10 protein-coding genes and 3 pseudogenes are annotated in these 15,156 nt (G+C 70.2%); 8 read left to right on the forward strand and 5 right to left on the reverse strand.

What is annotated here, in order from left to right:
* Window positions 1–490: 490 nt before the first annotated feature.
* Genes AB0F18_RS34205 through AB0F18_RS34230 form a run of 6 tightly spaced genes read left to right on the forward strand, consistent with a single transcriptional unit; the run spans window position 491 to window position 6,581 of the window.
* Window positions 491–697 carry a hypothetical protein gene (locus AB0F18_RS34205; RefSeq protein ID WP_362067774.1) on the forward strand — a complete coding sequence of 69 codons (207 nt, stop codon included), beginning with the start codon at window positions 491–493 and terminating at the stop codon, window positions 695–697.
* Complete coding sequence (locus AB0F18_RS34210) at window positions 697–1,239, forward strand: hypothetical protein (RefSeq protein ID WP_362067776.1); 543 nt, start codon at window positions 697–699, stop codon at window positions 1,237–1,239. The genes AB0F18_RS34205 and AB0F18_RS34210 overlap by 1 nt, the downstream gene beginning before the upstream one ends.
* A gap of 11 nt (window positions 1,240–1,250) precedes the next feature.
* Window positions 1,251–2,321 (forward strand): integrase, encoded by a 1,071-nt coding sequence (locus AB0F18_RS34215; protein WP_362067778.1) that lies wholly within the window; start codon window positions 1,251–1,253, stop codon window positions 2,319–2,321.
* On the forward strand, window positions 2,318–4,057 hold the full coding sequence (locus tag AB0F18_RS34220; RefSeq protein WP_362067780.1) for a hypothetical protein: 1,740 nt from the start codon (window positions 2,318–2,320) through the stop codon (window positions 4,055–4,057). Before AB0F18_RS34215 ends, AB0F18_RS34220 begins: the two co-directional genes overlap by 4 nt.
* A 47-nt stretch (window positions 4,058–4,104) precedes the next feature.
* The gene (locus tag AB0F18_RS34225) at window positions 4,105–6,168 is read left to right on the forward strand and encodes an integrase (RefSeq protein ID WP_362067782.1); all 2,064 of its coding nucleotides are present in this window, start codon (window positions 4,105–4,107) and stop codon (window positions 6,166–6,168) included.
* On the forward strand, window positions 6,165–6,581 hold the full coding sequence (locus AB0F18_RS34230; RefSeq protein ID WP_362067784.1) for a hypothetical protein: 417 nt from the start codon (window positions 6,165–6,167) through the stop codon (window positions 6,579–6,581). The genes AB0F18_RS34225 and AB0F18_RS34230 overlap by 4 nt, the downstream gene beginning before the upstream one ends.
* Window positions 6,582–6,628: 47 nt before the next feature.
* Here the strand turns inward: AB0F18_RS34230 and AB0F18_RS34235 are convergent, their stop codons facing one another.
* The 3 genes and pseudogenes from AB0F18_RS34235 to AB0F18_RS34245 all read right to left on the reverse strand — a co-directional run.
* Window positions 6,629–7,798 (reverse strand): hypothetical protein, encoded by a 1,170-nt coding sequence (locus tag AB0F18_RS34235; RefSeq protein ID WP_362067786.1) that lies wholly within the window; start codon window positions 7,796–7,798, stop codon window positions 6,629–6,631.
* Window positions 7,799–7,858: 60 nt separating this feature from the next.
* The gene (locus AB0F18_RS34240) at window positions 7,859–8,086 is read right to left on the reverse strand and encodes a hypothetical protein (RefSeq protein ID WP_362067788.1); all 228 of its coding nucleotides are present in this window, start codon (window positions 8,084–8,086) and stop codon (window positions 7,859–7,861) included.
* Window positions 8,087–8,294: 208 nt separating this feature from the next.
* A pseudogene (locus AB0F18_RS34245) lies at window positions 8,295–9,128 on the reverse strand (site-specific integrase); the annotation flags it as partial.
* 592 nt (window positions 9,129–9,720) lie between these two features.
* On the opposite strand from AB0F18_RS34245, the gene AB0F18_RS34250 reads away from it, so the two are divergent.
* Window positions 9,721–11,010 (forward strand): hypothetical protein, encoded by a 1,290-nt coding sequence (locus tag AB0F18_RS34250; RefSeq protein WP_362067790.1) that lies wholly within the window; start codon window positions 9,721–9,723, stop codon window positions 11,008–11,010.
* Between the two features lie 382 nt (window positions 11,011–11,392).
* Here AB0F18_RS34250 and AB0F18_RS34255 read toward each other — a convergent pair.
* A pseudogene (locus AB0F18_RS34255) lies at window positions 11,393–11,542 on the reverse strand (Mu transposase C-terminal domain-containing protein); the annotation flags it as partial.
* Between the two features lie 149 nt (window positions 11,543–11,691).
* Window positions 11,692–12,561 (reverse strand): annotated as a pseudogene (locus AB0F18_RS34260) (LysR family transcriptional regulator); the annotation flags it as partial.
* Between the two features lie 1,564 nt (window positions 12,562–14,125).
* Here AB0F18_RS34260 and AB0F18_RS34265 point away from each other — a divergent pair.
* A partial coding sequence (locus AB0F18_RS34265; RefSeq protein WP_362067792.1) for an ALF repeat-containing protein occupies window positions 14,126–15,156 on the forward strand: 1,031 nt, incomplete at its 3' end.

Raw genomic sequence — 15,156 nt, forward strand, 5'->3', positions numbered from 1 at the left:
TGGAACAGCTCCCACAACTCATCCGGCACCAGCCGCTCAACAATTCCCGCCACGATCGACAGCCTACACAGCACGCCAAATGAGATGACGTCTAAGAAAAGGAGACGAGATGGAACCGCAGATGGAAGAGGCCCTGAGGAAGGCCATGGAGGAGCAGCAGAAGGCCTCCCAGGCGCTCGCGGAGCAGCTGGCCCGCCTTGCCGAGGAAGGCAAGTAGCACCAGACCAGGCCCGAAGCCCGGCCCTTCACCACCCCGCCACCCCGACCCCGCCGAGACGTGCCGGGGCCGGGGTGGCGTGCTCTATCCAGCCCTTCGAGCTGTAGACCTGCCCCGGGACAGACGCACAACGGCGCCCAAACCAGTTCGCCTGCCCCGGGACTGGATCGCCGCGAACCCGGCTGAGGCCCGCCTCGGCCGGTTCGCCTCCGACACCCAGCCCAAGAGCAGCCAGCGCGCCACCCACGCCTGACCCTCCCACCGGAGGCCCCCATGAGCAGCACCGACCGTCACGTCGACCACGCTCTCGCCTACCCCGAGCCGCCCGCCTCCCCGCTCTGGCACCGCCACGGCGCCGTGCAGGCCCGGCCCCTCACCGACGCGGAGAAGAAGCGCAACCGCGAGCTGCTGGTGCTCGCGCAGCACACCCCCCGACCCCGCTCCCCTCGCACCACCGAGACCCTGGCGGAGGCCAGCTGATGGACACCAAGCACTGCGCCGTCGACGGCTGGGTCGACGCGATACCCGCTCCCGGCCCGCGCGACACCGTCACCTTCGACCTGGTCGTCCGGCCCGCCGACATCGACACGCTCGACGACGACGCCCCCGACACGATCGTCACCTGCACCAGCGGCGACCCCCGGATCACCCACGAGCTGCTGCACGGCATCCAGCCCGGCGACCTGCTCCGCGCGACCGGCACCCTGGTCCAGCCGACGGCGCACACCGAGCCCGCCCGGCTCACCGTCGACGCCCTCGAAGTCCTGGGCACCGCCCTCATCCCGGTCCTACGCGACACTACACGGACGACTACTGCTTGTTCTTCGACTTCCTGTGGGGGCGCGGGAAGGACTGGTCGGGCGCGACGACGGACGATCTGTGGGACTTCGAGGACTGGCGGACCCGTTCGCTGCGGAACCCGCGCCGGGTTGGCGGAGCTCGGTGGAACCGGGGGCTGGCCGCGCTGGCCCGGCTGTACGAGTGGGCAGTCCGGCACGAGCATGTGCGAACCAGCCCCGTGATCATGCGGTCGGTGCGCGGCCGGAACGGCGGGCTTGTTCAAGTGCCGGCGGCGTTGTCGAAGAACGCGCGAGCCAGTGAGGTGCGCTGGCTGACGCCGCGGGCGTTCCGCCGCTGGGTGGAGGTGGGGCTGCGCGGGTTCGGCGCCGATGGTGCTCCGTCGCCGGGGTGGGCGGGGCGGATGGCCGACCGTAACGGGGCCTTCGCGGACCTGCTGTTCTCTTCCGGGGTGCGTCTGACGGAGGGGGCGTCGTTGCTGACGGTGGAAGTTCCGCGGCTTCGGCTGGAGGGCGGCCGGTACTACGTGGGACGGCTGGCCCGGGTGGTGACGAAGTCGCGGCGGGCTCGGACGTTCTATGCCTCCTCGGTGGTCGTTGGAGAGGTCGAGGGCTATGTCGAGTCCTCGCGTGCCCGTGTCGTGCGGCGGGCGCAGGCGGCGGGCCGCTATGACGATCTGCCGGTGCGGCTGGTGACTCACGAGAGCGGGCGGCACCGGCGGATGCTGCATTGGCGCGATCGCGACGGCGTGGTTGGGCGAACAGCGTTGTCGGAGGCGACGGTGGGGGAGCGGATGACGTTGTTCACGGAAGGGCCGGCCGGGCCGGAGCCGTTGTGGCTGTGGTTGAGCGAGTCGGGTCTGCCGTTGCGTCCGTCGTCGTGGGAGGGCGTCTTCCGTGCGGCGAACGACCGCTGCGAGGCGGTGCTGTCCGAGGTGATGGACGAGCCGCCGTTCTGCACGCCGCATATGTGCCGGCACAGCTTCGCGCTGTGCATGCTGGTGGTCCTCAACCACGTCATGGACCGGCGGATGGGGCTGACGCCTGAGGAGCGGCGTGACTTCCGGCTGTTGTACGGCGATCCGTGGCGGATGGTGCAGGACCTGCTCGGGCACGCCCAGCTGGAGACGACGAGGTGGGTGTATCTGGCGCCGGTGGCGGAGTTGCGGCTGCGGTCGCTGCTGGCCGACTTCGTGTCCGCTGATGGGCCGGTGTCGGAGCAGGAGCTGGTGGCACTGTTCGCCCGGCTGGCCCGGGAGAGCGAGGGCATCCAGGACCTGGACGAGCAGCTGGTAGCTGCCCGGTGAGCCGGCGCGGCCGTACGGCGGCCCTGCCCGAGCAGCCGCACCGGCGCCCGGCAGTACTCGAGGAGGGCGGCCTGGTGGTGGAGCACCGGGACCCGCAGGGCCGGAGGCGTTCCTACGACTTCGCTGTGCTGCCGATCCCGCCGGCGTTCCAGCGGTCGCTGGCCGATCTGTACGCGGCACGGTGTTCCCCGGGCGGGGGCTGGGACAGCGTCAAGACCAGCGAGGGGTATTGGTATCTGGTGCGGGCCTTCGCGGAGTTCCTAGCCGGTCTGGAGGACGTGCCGCAGGACGTGGACCGGCTGACGGCGGCGCACTGGGCGGCGTGGCGGATGAGTCTGCCGCCGCGGACCAGTGGCTACAACAAGTACGCGACCGTTGCGGGGCTGCTCCAGGGCGACGCGCGCCTGCCGCAGCCGGTCCGGGAGGCGATGGCCCAGCGGTTCGCCTGGGAGTCGGGGCGCGAGCAGGCCTACCGCCCGGAGGAGTTCCAGGACATCCGCGCGGCGGCCCGGCGCACATTCCGGGCAGCCCTGCTGCGGATCCGTGAGAACACCGGCCGGCTTCAGTCCTGGCGTGCCGGTGAGATCCCGGCCGGCAGCCGGGAGTGGCTTGTGGGAGAGGCCTTGGACGTGCTGGCGCGTACCGGGGACGTGCCGCTGTACGCGTTCCGGCGGGCGGTGCGTCGTACCCACCGTGAGGCGCTGGGCGGGAGCGCGGCGACCTGCACGTGGATGCGGTTGTTCCTCAGCCGCAAGGAGGCGACCGCGCTGGCGGTGCTGATCGTGATGGAGCTCGGCCTGAACGCCACCACGGTCTCGGAACTGCCCGTGCCGGAGGCGCTGCCGGGCACGGGGGAGGCGGGGGTGCCGGTGTACCGACTGCGGCTGGAGAAGCGGCGCCGGGCCGGTCATCGGGGCCGCTTCGAGAGCCGCAACCTCACCGACTCCGGTGCCGGATCCTCGGGGCGGGTCATCACCGAGGCACTGGAGGCGACCGCGGCCGCACGCGCCGTTGTGGCACTGACCGGCGAGGCTCCTAACCGGCTGCTGGTGTGGCACCAGACGACGGGGCACGAGCGGCAGGCGTACCTCAAGCCGGTACGTGTGGGCCCGTTCGGGTTCGGTGTGGACGAGCGCGCCGGCCGGGACTGGGCGCGGTCGGTCGGACTGCCCGGCTCGCCGCTGCGGCGGCTGCGCCGGACGGTGAACGTGCTGCATCGGCGCGAACCCGGGCAGAACTCCCAGGACACGCATGACCAGGTCTACGTGCTGCCCGAGCCGCAGATCCGCGAGGCGGCCGTGCCGGTGATCGCCGCTGGAGCGCTAGACGCGTTGGCCTCCGCGCGCCGCACGGTCTTCGCCGCCCGTCTCGCCGACCAGCTCCAGGAGGGAGACCGGCCGACAGCGACGACGCACTGCGCCGACTACGAGCACAGCCCGTTCGGGTCACCGGGGCGTGGCTGCGCCGCGTCGTTCCTGCTGTGCACGGCCTGCCCGAACGCGCGGGTTACCCCGGCCCATCATCCGCGTCTGGCGTACTTGCACCAGGCGTTGACCGCTCTGCGCGGCGTCCTGGACGCGGCGGTGTGGGAGGCGGACTGGGCCGACTCCCACGCCCGGCTCGAGGATCTGCGCGCTCGACTGGGGGAGACGGTCTGGGCCACGGCGCTGGGAACCGCCACCAGCGAGGACCGCGCGATGATCAGCCACCTACTGCAAGGGGACTTCGACCTGTGACCGCCCTGCCGGCCGAGCTGCCTGCGCTGCCTGACTGGAGGACGCCAGTGATCGCGCCCTCGTTGGTCGTCGCCCCGGGTCGCCCCTTCGTGGCGATCTACGCCGACGACGACTGGTCCCTCACGCCGCTGATCGCCAACCCCGGCGCGAAGCGGGTCTGCATCGACTGGTCGCACGTTCCTGCCACCTTTCGGGAGGAGATGCGGCTGGCCGCCTGGATGATGATCAACGCGGCGCTGCCGGCGAGCGTCCTGGTCGGCCACCCCGCCTGGCATCCGCGTCTGGGCCCGAACGGCATCTACGACACCGTGCGCCGGTGGAACAGGTTCGCCCACTGGTTGACCGGTCAGGGACTGTCCACTCTTGCCGCGTGCACGGCCGACACCTTCACCGCCTACGCCGCACACCGGGCGCGCCGCCCGGAGGTCGTCCGCGACGACGCCACCAGAGAGCTGGTGGCGCTGACCCGGCTGTGGGCGTTCGACGCCGCGAGCGCCGCCCCGGCCGGGGTGCCGATGCCGCCCTGGCAGCAGTACGGCATCGACGACTACCTGCCGACCGCGCCGGCCGTCGGCCGCGGGGAGAACAGCCGCGAAGCGATCCCGGAAGCCACGATGGGCCCGCTGCTGATCTGGGCCCTGCGCATGGTCGACGACTTCGCCGGCGACATCCTCACCGCACAGCAGGACGCCCAGCGCCTGACCGAAAGGGCCGAGCAGACGGCCGGTACCAGGGAGTCGATGGCGCGGCTGGCCCGGTATTTGGACCAGCTCGTCGAACGCGGCGCGCCGGCACCCGCCCGGCGGCTGAAGGGCGAGTACCAGGTCAGCGCCACCTACATCGCCGCCCAGGCTGGCTGCGCTCTGCGGCAGGTCAGCAACCACCTGCGCAGTGAGCGCCGCGAGGGCTTCCGTGACTACGTTCGCCGCAATCCCGGACCGTGCCCGCTGCCTACCCCGGTCACCGGCACGGTCGACGGCCAGCCATGGGCCGCGGCCCTCGACTTCACTGAGATCCCGCAGCTCATGCGGCACCTCAGCACAGCCTGCTTCATCGTTGTCGCCTACCTGACGGGCATGAGGCCCGGCGAGGTGATGGCCCTGGAGAACGGCTGCTGCCCCGAACCCGACCCACCCGGGCGGCACCTGATCTACGGCCGGGTCTTCAAGGGCGTCTTCGACCAGGACGGCAACCATCTCTCCGCCGGCCAGCCACGCGAAGTGCCATGGGTGGCCATCGCCCCCGTCGTCACCGCGATCCGCGTACTGGAACGCATGGCCCCCGACGGCCTTCTCTTCGACACCGCCGCCCACGCCCTCCCGCGCGGCCGCGCGGCGACCGGCCGGACCATCGGCTTCGAGGCGATGCGCCACCGCATCGAGGACTTCACCACCTTCGCCTCCGAGCTCGCTCTCCGCTTGGACCGCCCCCAAGAGACGGTCGCTGCCGACCCGCACGGAGCGATCGGCACGGCCCGGTTCCGACGCACCCTGGCTTGGCACATCGCCCGCCGCCCCGGCGGCCTGGTCGCGCTGGCTGTCCAGTATGGGCACCTGCGCACCACGATGAGCGCCGGGTATGCCGCCCGCGGCCGCGACGGCATCCACGAACTGCTCGATATCGAGACCGCCCGGGCCACCGCCGACACCCTCACCACCCTCCATGACGACCTCACCAACGGAGTGGGCATCTCCGGGCCGGCCGCCCGGCGCGCGATCCACGCCGCCGCCCAGGCACCGACGTTCACCGGGTCGATCCGCACCCACCGCCAAGCCCGCGACATTCTGGGCAACCCCGCCCTGACCGTCTACGACAACCCGCGCGCGTTCCTGATGTGCGTCTACAACCGCGACCGGGCCCTGTGCCACCGCCTCGACATCACCGATGCCCCGCGGCTCGACCGCTGCCAGCCGTCTTGCGCGAACATCGCCCGCACCGACCAGCACGCCGACCAGCTCCGCCAGCACGCGCAGGCGCTGGGGAAGCAGGCCGCCTCCGAGGCCCTGCCCGGTCCGCTCGCCGACCGGCTCGCCCGCCGCGTCGAACACCTTATGGGCTTGGCCGACCGGCACGAACACAACCGCATCGCCCTTCAGGAGCCGCCGTCATGAGCCCAGCCCCGGACGAGCGCGAGCGGATCAGTGCTGCGATGGACCGCATCTTGGGCGGCACACCGCAGCATTCGAACGGAGCGCTGACGATCGTCGCCCTCGCCGTGGAGGCCGGCGTCCCGCGCAACGCGCTCACCCAGCGACACACCGACCTGAAGGCGGAGTTCTACGACAAGGTCCGGGCCCGGGGCGCCACGCCGGACAGCGAGCGCCGTCTGCGCCAGCAGGTCCTCAAGCTCAAGGAACTCCGGACTGCGGACGCCCGAGAGATCGCCCAGCTCAAGGCCGACGTTGAGGCTCTGGTGGGTGCACTTCACCAGGCCACGGCAGAGAACAGTCACCTGCGTCGGCAGCTCGTCGACCGCCATGCGGTCGTGCGCGTGCTGCCTGCGCAGACGCCGCCCGATAGGTAGCCGGTCAGCTGCCGCAGGTCCGGAAGGCGGCGCACGGCGGGGCTGTCCTACTCGGCCGGCAGACGGAGCATCGGTTCGAAGGCCGCGTCCTCCTCGCCCTCGACCGAAGGGAGGAAGCCGTCCGGGACGGTGCGGGCGGCCGTGGTGAGGAGGCGGGCCAGGACCTCGGGCTCGGTGGCCGGGGGGAGGCGGAGGGCGGCGAGGAGGCGGTCGCGGACCTCGGGGTGGTCCGGGTTGTCCTCAAGGTAGTCGGCGTTGAGCACGGGGGGACGGAAGCCGGCCAGGGCGTCGTGCCAGGAGGGGAGGACGATGGCCAGGGTCAGGGCCTCGGCGAGGGACTCCGCGATGAGGGAAGCCTGGCCCTCGGAGTCGGTGTAGAGGACGGGGCGGACGCGGTCGGAGCCGGCCGGGCCGCAGAGGTAGTGGGTGCCTCCCGCGTTGCAGCCGGCCACGGGCTCTACCGGGAGACCGGCCGGCAGGGCGATCGACTCGATGGGGTCGGTCCGCGTGAGATCGAACTCGCCGTCGCAGGCGAGGTACGCCTCGACCTCGGGGTCGGCGGCGATCCGGCGGAGCAGGGCCTCGTCGGAGAGCGCGGCCGGGTTGAGGCCGCGGGCGGCTTCGGGGGTCAGGGGGTGGCCCGCGAGGACGTGGCGGACGGTGTCGAGGGGGACGGGCCGCCCGTAGTCCTCCTCGAAGTGCGCCTGGACGGCCTCGGGGGAGCGGTCGGTGAGGAGGCGGAAGAGGTGCCCGGAGCCGTCCGGGTCCGGGCTGCCCGAGGGGAACTCGATGCCCGAGCCGGTGCGCCAGGCGCTGCCGCCGGCCTCCCACCACAGGCAGGCGGTGACCCGCGGGGCGCCGAGGCCCTCGTCGACAAAGGCCGGATCGTCCAGGAGCGGGCGCAGCGCGGCGGGCACCTCGTCGATGACACCGGGCCAGACCTGTTCGTCGTCCGTGCCGTACGGGCTCATCTCCGACTCGTGGTCGAATCCGCGGACGAGCACACCGGCCGGGGTGAAGAGGACGGAGAAGTCGTCACCCGAGCCGTTGTCCATCAGGGCCGCCTCCGTCCCAGGCCCCCAGGTGGTGGAGAAGGAGTAGCGGGAGAACCGCGGGTCGCGGCAGATCGCCTGGTCCAGCACGGCCAGCGCGCGCAGGTGCGCGCGGAGCTCGGCGGGGTCCGGGAGGAGGGCGGCGGTCGTGTGCACGGTGTCCATGGGCTCATGTAAGCAGCCGGCACTGACATCCAGGGCGGCGGTTCGGTCACACCCGCTCTCTCACTCAGGGAACGAAAAGCCCAGCTCACGCAGGCGGGGCAAGCACGCTGCGAAGCATTGCTCCACAGACGCGGCATCGGTTCGCACAAGGACGTCCTGGCGCAACGGCGCTCCACTGGCGACGAAGGTCCAAGGCTTGTCCCTCTCTGCCATCCGCTCAGCGTCGGCCTTGAACAGCACCGTTACGCCCTGTTCAGCCAGTGCTTCCATAATCGCGACGATGTCCACCGGCACTCTCCTCTCCCGAAGCGCTTCGAACGCGCCATCGGACGACCATATTCACTCCGGGCCGGACCCTGGACACCGTCCGCATGACCCAAAGTGACCGATCGGGGCGCTCTGAGCTGGAATACGCGACACCTCACCATCGAGCTCACCAGTCCCGAGGCCGTGCAGGGCGGCTACTTCACCTCAACACGCTGAACTTGACAGAGAAGTCGTCGCAGAACTCGCCACGAATGTCTTCGATGTACCACCACAGCAGGTCGCGTCCCTCCTGGAAGAGGAAAGCTTCTCGCTCTCGAGGGCCAGAGCCTTTCGAGCCCTTGCCGCGTACGAGGAAGCGGCCCCACTGGCCGTTCTCCCAGTGGATGTCCCCGATCCGGACGGCGCACAGCTCCGCGGCGCGCACGCCCGAGATGTAGGTGAGCTTGCCCATCACATAGTTGCGGGCGGCCACCGGGTACTTCCGGGCAGAGGGCAAAGACTCCCGCCAGGAGGCGAAGAACTCCTTGGTTGCCCGGGCTGAGGGAGGGATACGCAGGCCGAAGTCTCCGCGGTGGCGTGGCCGGTTGAAAGCGTCGATGGGCGATTCGACCGCCGTGCCGAAGCGACGGAGGATCTCGCCTGCATACCGCTGCTCAAGGAAGGCGAAGAAGCCGTCGACTCTGGTGATCTTCGACCTTGTGGTGGAGTGCCTCGGCGCCTTGCCCGGCCCGGCGAAGTACCGGTCGACGTCCCGGGGCGTCAGGCGCCACGGCACGGTGTCGTAGAAGGCGCAGAGCTGCAGGACCGGCTTGACCAGGGACTCCAAGGTCGACGGCGCCAGACCAGCAACGTCGCGGGCCCACAGATACTCCGCGACCGTGTCCTGGAAGAGCGCGCGCTCGTCAGTTGGACTCGAAGCCTCCGCGGCGGCGCGCTGCAGTGTGCGCACGTCGGCGAGGCCGGGTTCCTGCCCATGCTGCTCGCCCGGCCGTTCCCTTTGATCGCCGCTGTTACCACCGGCGATGACGGAGAAGCGACGAGTTCCGGAATCCGTCACGAGCATGCAAATTACGGGCCGATCTCCAGGAATCTGCCAGCAATCGTCAGAACCTCACACCATCGAGTGGAACTTCCATAGACCCCTTGACCAGCCTCAACAGCGGTGTTGGCGGAGTGAGGGCAGCCGGGGAACCCGTCGGATCTCCACTATCCAGCCCGCCGGCAGCCGCTCCGCCGACCTCACCGCCCTCGGCTACACCAGCCCAGGAAGCCCGGGGTGACCACGATGACCGAACGCCGCATCCTCCACGCCCACTTCCACCTCGGCCCCGGCCACCCGGACAAGTGGGTTGTGGCCGTTTCTCCCGGAGGCCGGGCGGGGCCCTCGGCGGCCCGCCGACGGCGCGGTCGCCGGCAGCCGCCCAGGCGCCGCTGGCGGTCAGCCCCGAGCCGGATCTCCGCGACGCGGCGCCTGACAGCGCCGCAGGCACCGTCGTATACGCCCCCAGACGACCGCCGGCCCTGCGGGCGCAGCATCCATTAGCGCGGCAGATCAGGTGAGTGAGACCCGATGGGCGGCGGAGATGGATGACGAATCCACTTGATAAGGAGGGTCCTACGCTGCTGTTTCACAGCGATAGACAGGGGGCGGAGCGGTGCGCGCTCTGGAGGACGTAAAGAACCAGGTGAGGTCACTGACCTCTCGGCGGTACGTCGAGGAGGCGATCGCCGCGTACGGGGCGTCGGCCTACCGGTCGGCACTGATCGCCACGTGGATCGCCGTCGCGGCCGACATTATCGAAAAGATCCGCATCATGGCCGACGAAGGTGAGTCCGAGGCCATCTGCCTTCGCGACGACCTCGACAAGGCCATCGCCCACAACAACATCGCCGCCCTCCAAGACTTCGAGCGCAAGCTGGTGAGCCGGGCGCACACCCGGCTACAGCTGATCGAGAAGCGAGAACACGATGAGCTAGAGCGCATATACCTCGACCGGCACCTGTGCGCTCATCCCGCATTCGTTGCAGCCGGCGAGGAGCTGTTCAACCCCACTGCTGAACTCGTACGTGCACACCTGGCTGTCGCAGTCGACGCTCTCCTGTCCCACCCGCCAGTCACCGGACGCAGAGCCCTGGAGCGCTTTGGACGCGAAGTCGCCTCGGACTCCTGGCCAAGGGACGATGAACGTCTGGCCGAGCACCTACGCGCCAGCTACATGGACCACGGGACACGGGCACTGCGTGCGAACCTGATCAAGGTGGTGTGTAAGGACACCCTCAAAACCGAGCTCACCCTGAACGACCGCTGGAGGCGCACGCGGACTGCACGGGAGCTGCAGAAGATTGCCCCAGCCGAGTTCGAGGAGCAGCTCCGCAGCGTCCTGGACCGCCACCAGAACCAACTGAACGAACACGGCCTAATGGCTCTCATATCGGGGCTCTGCTACGTTCCGGGCACTTGGGACCTGCTGCATGGGGGAACCCAGGGCCGGATTGAGACCCTGATGGAACAGATTCCAGCGAGGGAGCTGCTCTCCGTCCATCTGCTGTTCCACGGCCCCCTCCCGCAGGCACCCATTGACCAGATGCTGCTCAAACGGCTGGAACGCGTCACCGAGCTCAGCTCCAGGCGGCTTCCGAGCCCACTGGCGTACTACTTCGGGGACGAGCCCGACAGCCGGCTCATTCCGGAGCTGATTCGCCTGGCTGCGGATGCAGGTTCGTTCCCGCAGGGGGGCAACGTGCTCCGGCTCGTGAATGCCCTGGCGCCGTTCTTGACAGAGGAACACTTGGAGCAGCTTCTTGAGGCGTGCGGTGGCAATCCTCAGATCGCTGGGGGGCATCTGGGAGGAAGGGAGCTTCTCCGTCTGCGGTACTACGGCCCACAGACGGACCGGGCGCTTGCTGCGTGGGCAAGGTTCGATACCGTGGAGCCGTCGCCGTAGCCGAGGTCGTCGACCAGCAGTCGGAGAGCGGCCTCTGAGACCGCTCACGAACATTCGCTCTTGTTGCGCCCCGTGATCCGTGTTGCACAGTCGCCTCGCGAGCTTGTTCCCCCAGGAACGCAGGTGGCGAGCCTGGGGTCGCTCCTGGCGGCCACCGCCCGCACTCCGCGCGATGACGTATCTCCTGGACGACCGCCGGGCTCTGCCTGCGCTGCTTCGCCTGATCAGCCCCCGGATCGTCGCCGCCGCGAACAACGCCGTTGGCGCCAGCGCCGTTCGCACGATCCGGATCCTGCCGCCCGGGTCCGCCCCCGCCGGACCACCCCTGGCTACGGAAGCCTCCGGCACTCCGCCGACGCCCGACTGCGTGAGCAGTCCGACCGTGAGCGTGGTGGGGCATGTGCCGGATCCGGACGCTGCGCCCTGCCTGGCCAGCCATCCACGCGCCGAGATAGTCCCGGCCGCGCCAGCGAACCCCGTGGCTGCTCAGTTTCCGGACCCGGCCGTCGTCCTCCAGCATGGGCAACTACAAGGGACACCACGACCTCGGCTCCCGCAGCCGCTTGCAGCGCCCCAGCGGTGGCTCACCGAGGTGTAGACGGGGGCCGGTTGCCCTTGCCCTGCGGCCGGGCCGGGTCGGGGCCTCGGGGTGGCGGGGTAGAGGAGTCGGGCGGCCTCAAGGACGGTCGCGACGAAGGGGCGGATGGCGGGGGAGTTGTTCGACCTCAGCCAGACGGGACCCCAGTCCCTGCACATCATGTCGGTGAGCGGCACATAGGCGATGTCGGGACGACGGTAGAACCGGGTGACCTGCTCGCCGACGATGCCGGCGCCGGCTCCTAGGGCGATCTTTTGCAAGGCTTCTAGGAACGTCTCTACCTCAGGGCCAGGGGCGATCGGCCTTCCTAGTGGCGTGCGGTCGGGCCAGCGGTCCGCGAGCGACGTTCCCGGTTGTACGCCGGCGACGCGCAAGAGCGCGACGTCGGCGAGGTCCTCCATGGTCACGCTCTCGCGGCGGGCCAGGGCGTGGTTCGCAGGAATTGCCAGCATCTGCGGCTCGGACAGGATCACCGGGCCGACGGCGATGCCGGGTTCGGTGATCGGCAGGTGCAGGATCAGGACGTCGATCTCTTTCTCGCGAAGTCGCGCGAGGGCGTCGAAGAGCTGGGCCTCACGGATGCGGACGCGCCAGCCGGGCTCGCGTTCGCGGAACATGTCGGCCGCCTGGTGGACGATCTGGCCGGCGGCGGCACCGATAAAGCCGACCCGCAAGACGCCGACGGTTGCCCGGGTGCTGCTGACGGCGCGGGCGAGGGCGGCCTGGATCTCTTCGTACGCGGGCCGGACCTCGTCGCAGAGCCGGTGGCCGAGCGGCGTCAGGCGAACGCTGCGGTTGGTGCGCTCAAACAACGGAGCCCCGATCTTGCGTTCGATCACCTTGATGAGCTGGCTGACCCTGCCGGTAGTCACGTGCAGGCGCTCCGCGGTACGTCCGAAGTGCAGCTCTGCGGCCAGCCCGAGGAACGCTTCTATTTCCAGGCGTTCGAGCACCCAGCCACCACTCCTTGTTCACCCTGATCAAACGAAGGTTCCAGTATCCCTCCTGCAAGCACTGGGCCTTGGCGGGCAGCCTGGCAAATGTGCACCGCGGCTGGCGTCGTCAGATGTCGTAGAGACGGCTGGCTTTGTTCACGTCGAGGAGCAGCGTTTCGACAGCAGTTCGGGAGTCACCCGGGTCGGCGATGCTGAGCCGTTGTTCATGACGCCGGGAGGCACCGCCCAACGTCGGGACGTCGCACCGGCGGTCTGGGCGTCCTCGGGAGGCGGGTGGCCAGGGACAAAAGCGCTGGCTACGGAGCCAGGTGGTCCGTAGTGCGGCTCCCATGCCGTCTCACGGCCGCCTGTGGCGTGCTGCCTCCCGTTCCCGTGAACATCGACATCCCGTCCTGACGGGTGCCTCCCGAAGTCATGAAGAACGGACTTCACGACCCGTGAACAAAGCCAGACGGCGGAATGTTGGGGATAGCGCAGGCACGCTTTCTCGGTGCGCACAGGGGTGCTCTGCAACGAGTGCTCGGCCATCGAACGGGGTGGACCGCAGCTCCAAGACGGCCTGCCTGGTCGCTGCCCGTTCCTGTCGACGGCAGGGCTCTGGACCCGAGGTTCCCAGTTCCTGGGGACGCCCTGCCCCGGGCCCCCAACCTGGCACTCGACAGGACCACGGAGGGGTACTTGTTCCCGCCGGAGAGGGGGCCGGGGAGTCGGTGGATGCCGGCTCCGCGCAGCGGATCGCGGCCTGCTGGCGGTGCTGGGCGGCCTCCTGGATGGCATGGCCGAACGTCCGGACGCGGGGGGCTTCAGCCACACGGGGCCCGGGCGACGGGCGGAGTGTCGCGCAGCGGCACGTACGTGTGGGGGGCATGCGCAGTTCGGAGAACAGTACGGGCCGATGGCGAAGGGGGTCCGGCAATCGGCAGGCTCAGCACCAGTACGTCGACGTCGCCCTTGCGCAGCTTTGCGAGGGCGTGGCCGACCTGCGCTTGCCGGATGTGGACACGGCAGTGCGGCTCGCGTTCCTGGAGGAGGTCCTGCGGCCCGGTGGACGACCTGTCCGGCGGCGGCGCCGGCGAATCCGAGCCGCAGGGTCGACCGGCTCTGCCCGGCGTCGGCGATCACACGGTCGAGTCCCGCCACGAGCTGCTCGTGGCCCCGGCCGCAGGTCGTCATGCAGGCGTCGACCCAGCGGGGACAGGCGGACCGTGCCCCGATGAGCCGCTCCAGCTTCTTGAAGGTCTGGCTGATCCGGCGGTCCCTCGTGCGGCGGGCGTTGGGGGACGTGGCTGGTGGATCTCCTCGGTCGTGCGTTAAGCCAGGCTAAACACCGGTTCTCGTATTGAGTGTTGTTCGGATGATCTCCAGACGAGAGCCTGTGGGTCGGCGCGGCCGGCAATCGATCGCCCAGCCAGGACGCCGCAACCACCTGCTTCTCGTCTGGACTGAGGAGAACTCCCTTGGACAAGATCGTCGCCCTGCCCTGCCCACCGCGCGTAGGCGTCGCAGAGGTGTGCCCGTGACGCCGCCGTCGCTGTGGAGCAGGCGCCGGATACTCAGCACCATGGCCGGGGCCGCCGCGGTCCCGGCCATGACGTCCGTCGTCACCTTGAGCGCCGGCCCGGCCCGGGCCGCCGAGGGCGACCCCGCGACGGGCAACGGCCTGCCTGATACCGATCGGGGCAAGGCCGTATGGGCCTACAAGAGCGGCGGCCGGGCGGTCCGCGATGCTGCGGCCGCCGCCCTCGTCGGCAGCCCGGCCGCGGTCTCCGCCTTCCTCACGAGCGAACTGCCGCTCGCGAAGGCGGATGACAACCGGTTCGGCATCCTCGCCGTCCTCCCCCTCGCGGACAAGTCGGTCCGCGAGAGGGCGAACGCGGCCCTGTCCGCAGGGGACGCGGCGATCGCCGACTACCTGCGCGGCGGCTACGCGCAGTCGCTCGACACGGACACGCGGGCAGCGGTCTTCACCGTCATGAACAACAGCGGGACCGCCGTCAAGCGAGAAGCCGCCAAGGCGCTGGAACTGGGCAGCCCGGAGGCCCTGCGCACGTTCCTGCAGACGACGCAGTACACCGCCCAGGAGGAAGACGAGCGGGCCGAGGTTTTCGCGATCCTCACCTCCGCCTCCCCCGAGGTCAAGAAGTACGCGGAGCGCGCCCTGAGCGACGGCTCGCCCGAGGCGATCCGCCAATTTCTCGCCTCGGGTCAGTACATCGCGCGCGCCCGTGACGAAGAAACCGCCGCGGTCGACCAGTTGGTCAGGATCGTGATCCGGGAGGGCAACCGGGCGAAACTGCAGACGGAACAGGCCGTAGCCGCCGCCAACAGAGCCAAGGACGCGGCGGAGAAGGCGAAGGCCGCCGCGCTCAAGGCCGCCGAGGAAGCGAGGCAGGCGCAAAACAAGGTACAGGAGTCGGCCCAGGCGGCGAACAGCGCCGCGAGTGCCGCACGGGGCGCCGCGAGCGCCGCCTACACGGCCATCTCCGCATCCCGTACCGCTCAGGCCGCCTCCAGCCGCGCCGCGCAGGCCGCGCATGCCGCCGCCGGCGCCGCGGCCGCAGCGGGGCGTGCCGCCTCCCGGGCCTATGGCGC

Source organism: Streptomyces sp. NPDC029216, assembly GCF_040648015.1.
Lineage (GTDB): Bacteria > Actinomycetota > Actinomycetes > Streptomycetales > Streptomycetaceae > Streptomyces.

Bases quoted from the DNA above. Each gene is read 5' to 3' on its own strand.
- AB0F18_RS34205 (WP_362067774.1), top strand. From the start codon at position 491: ATGAGCAGCACCGACCGTCACGTCGACCACGCTCTCGCCTACCCCGAG.
- AB0F18_RS34210 (WP_362067776.1), top strand. From the start codon at position 697: ATGGACACCAAGCACTGCGCCGTCGACGGCTGGGTCGACGCGATACCC.
- AB0F18_RS34230 (WP_362067784.1), top strand. From the start codon at position 6,165: ATGAGCCCAGCCCCGGACGAGCGCGAGCGGATCAGTGCTGCGATGGAC.
- AB0F18_RS34235 (WP_362067786.1), bottom strand. From the start codon at position 7,798: ATGGACACCGTGCACACGACCGCCGCCCTCCTCCCGGACCCCGCCGAG.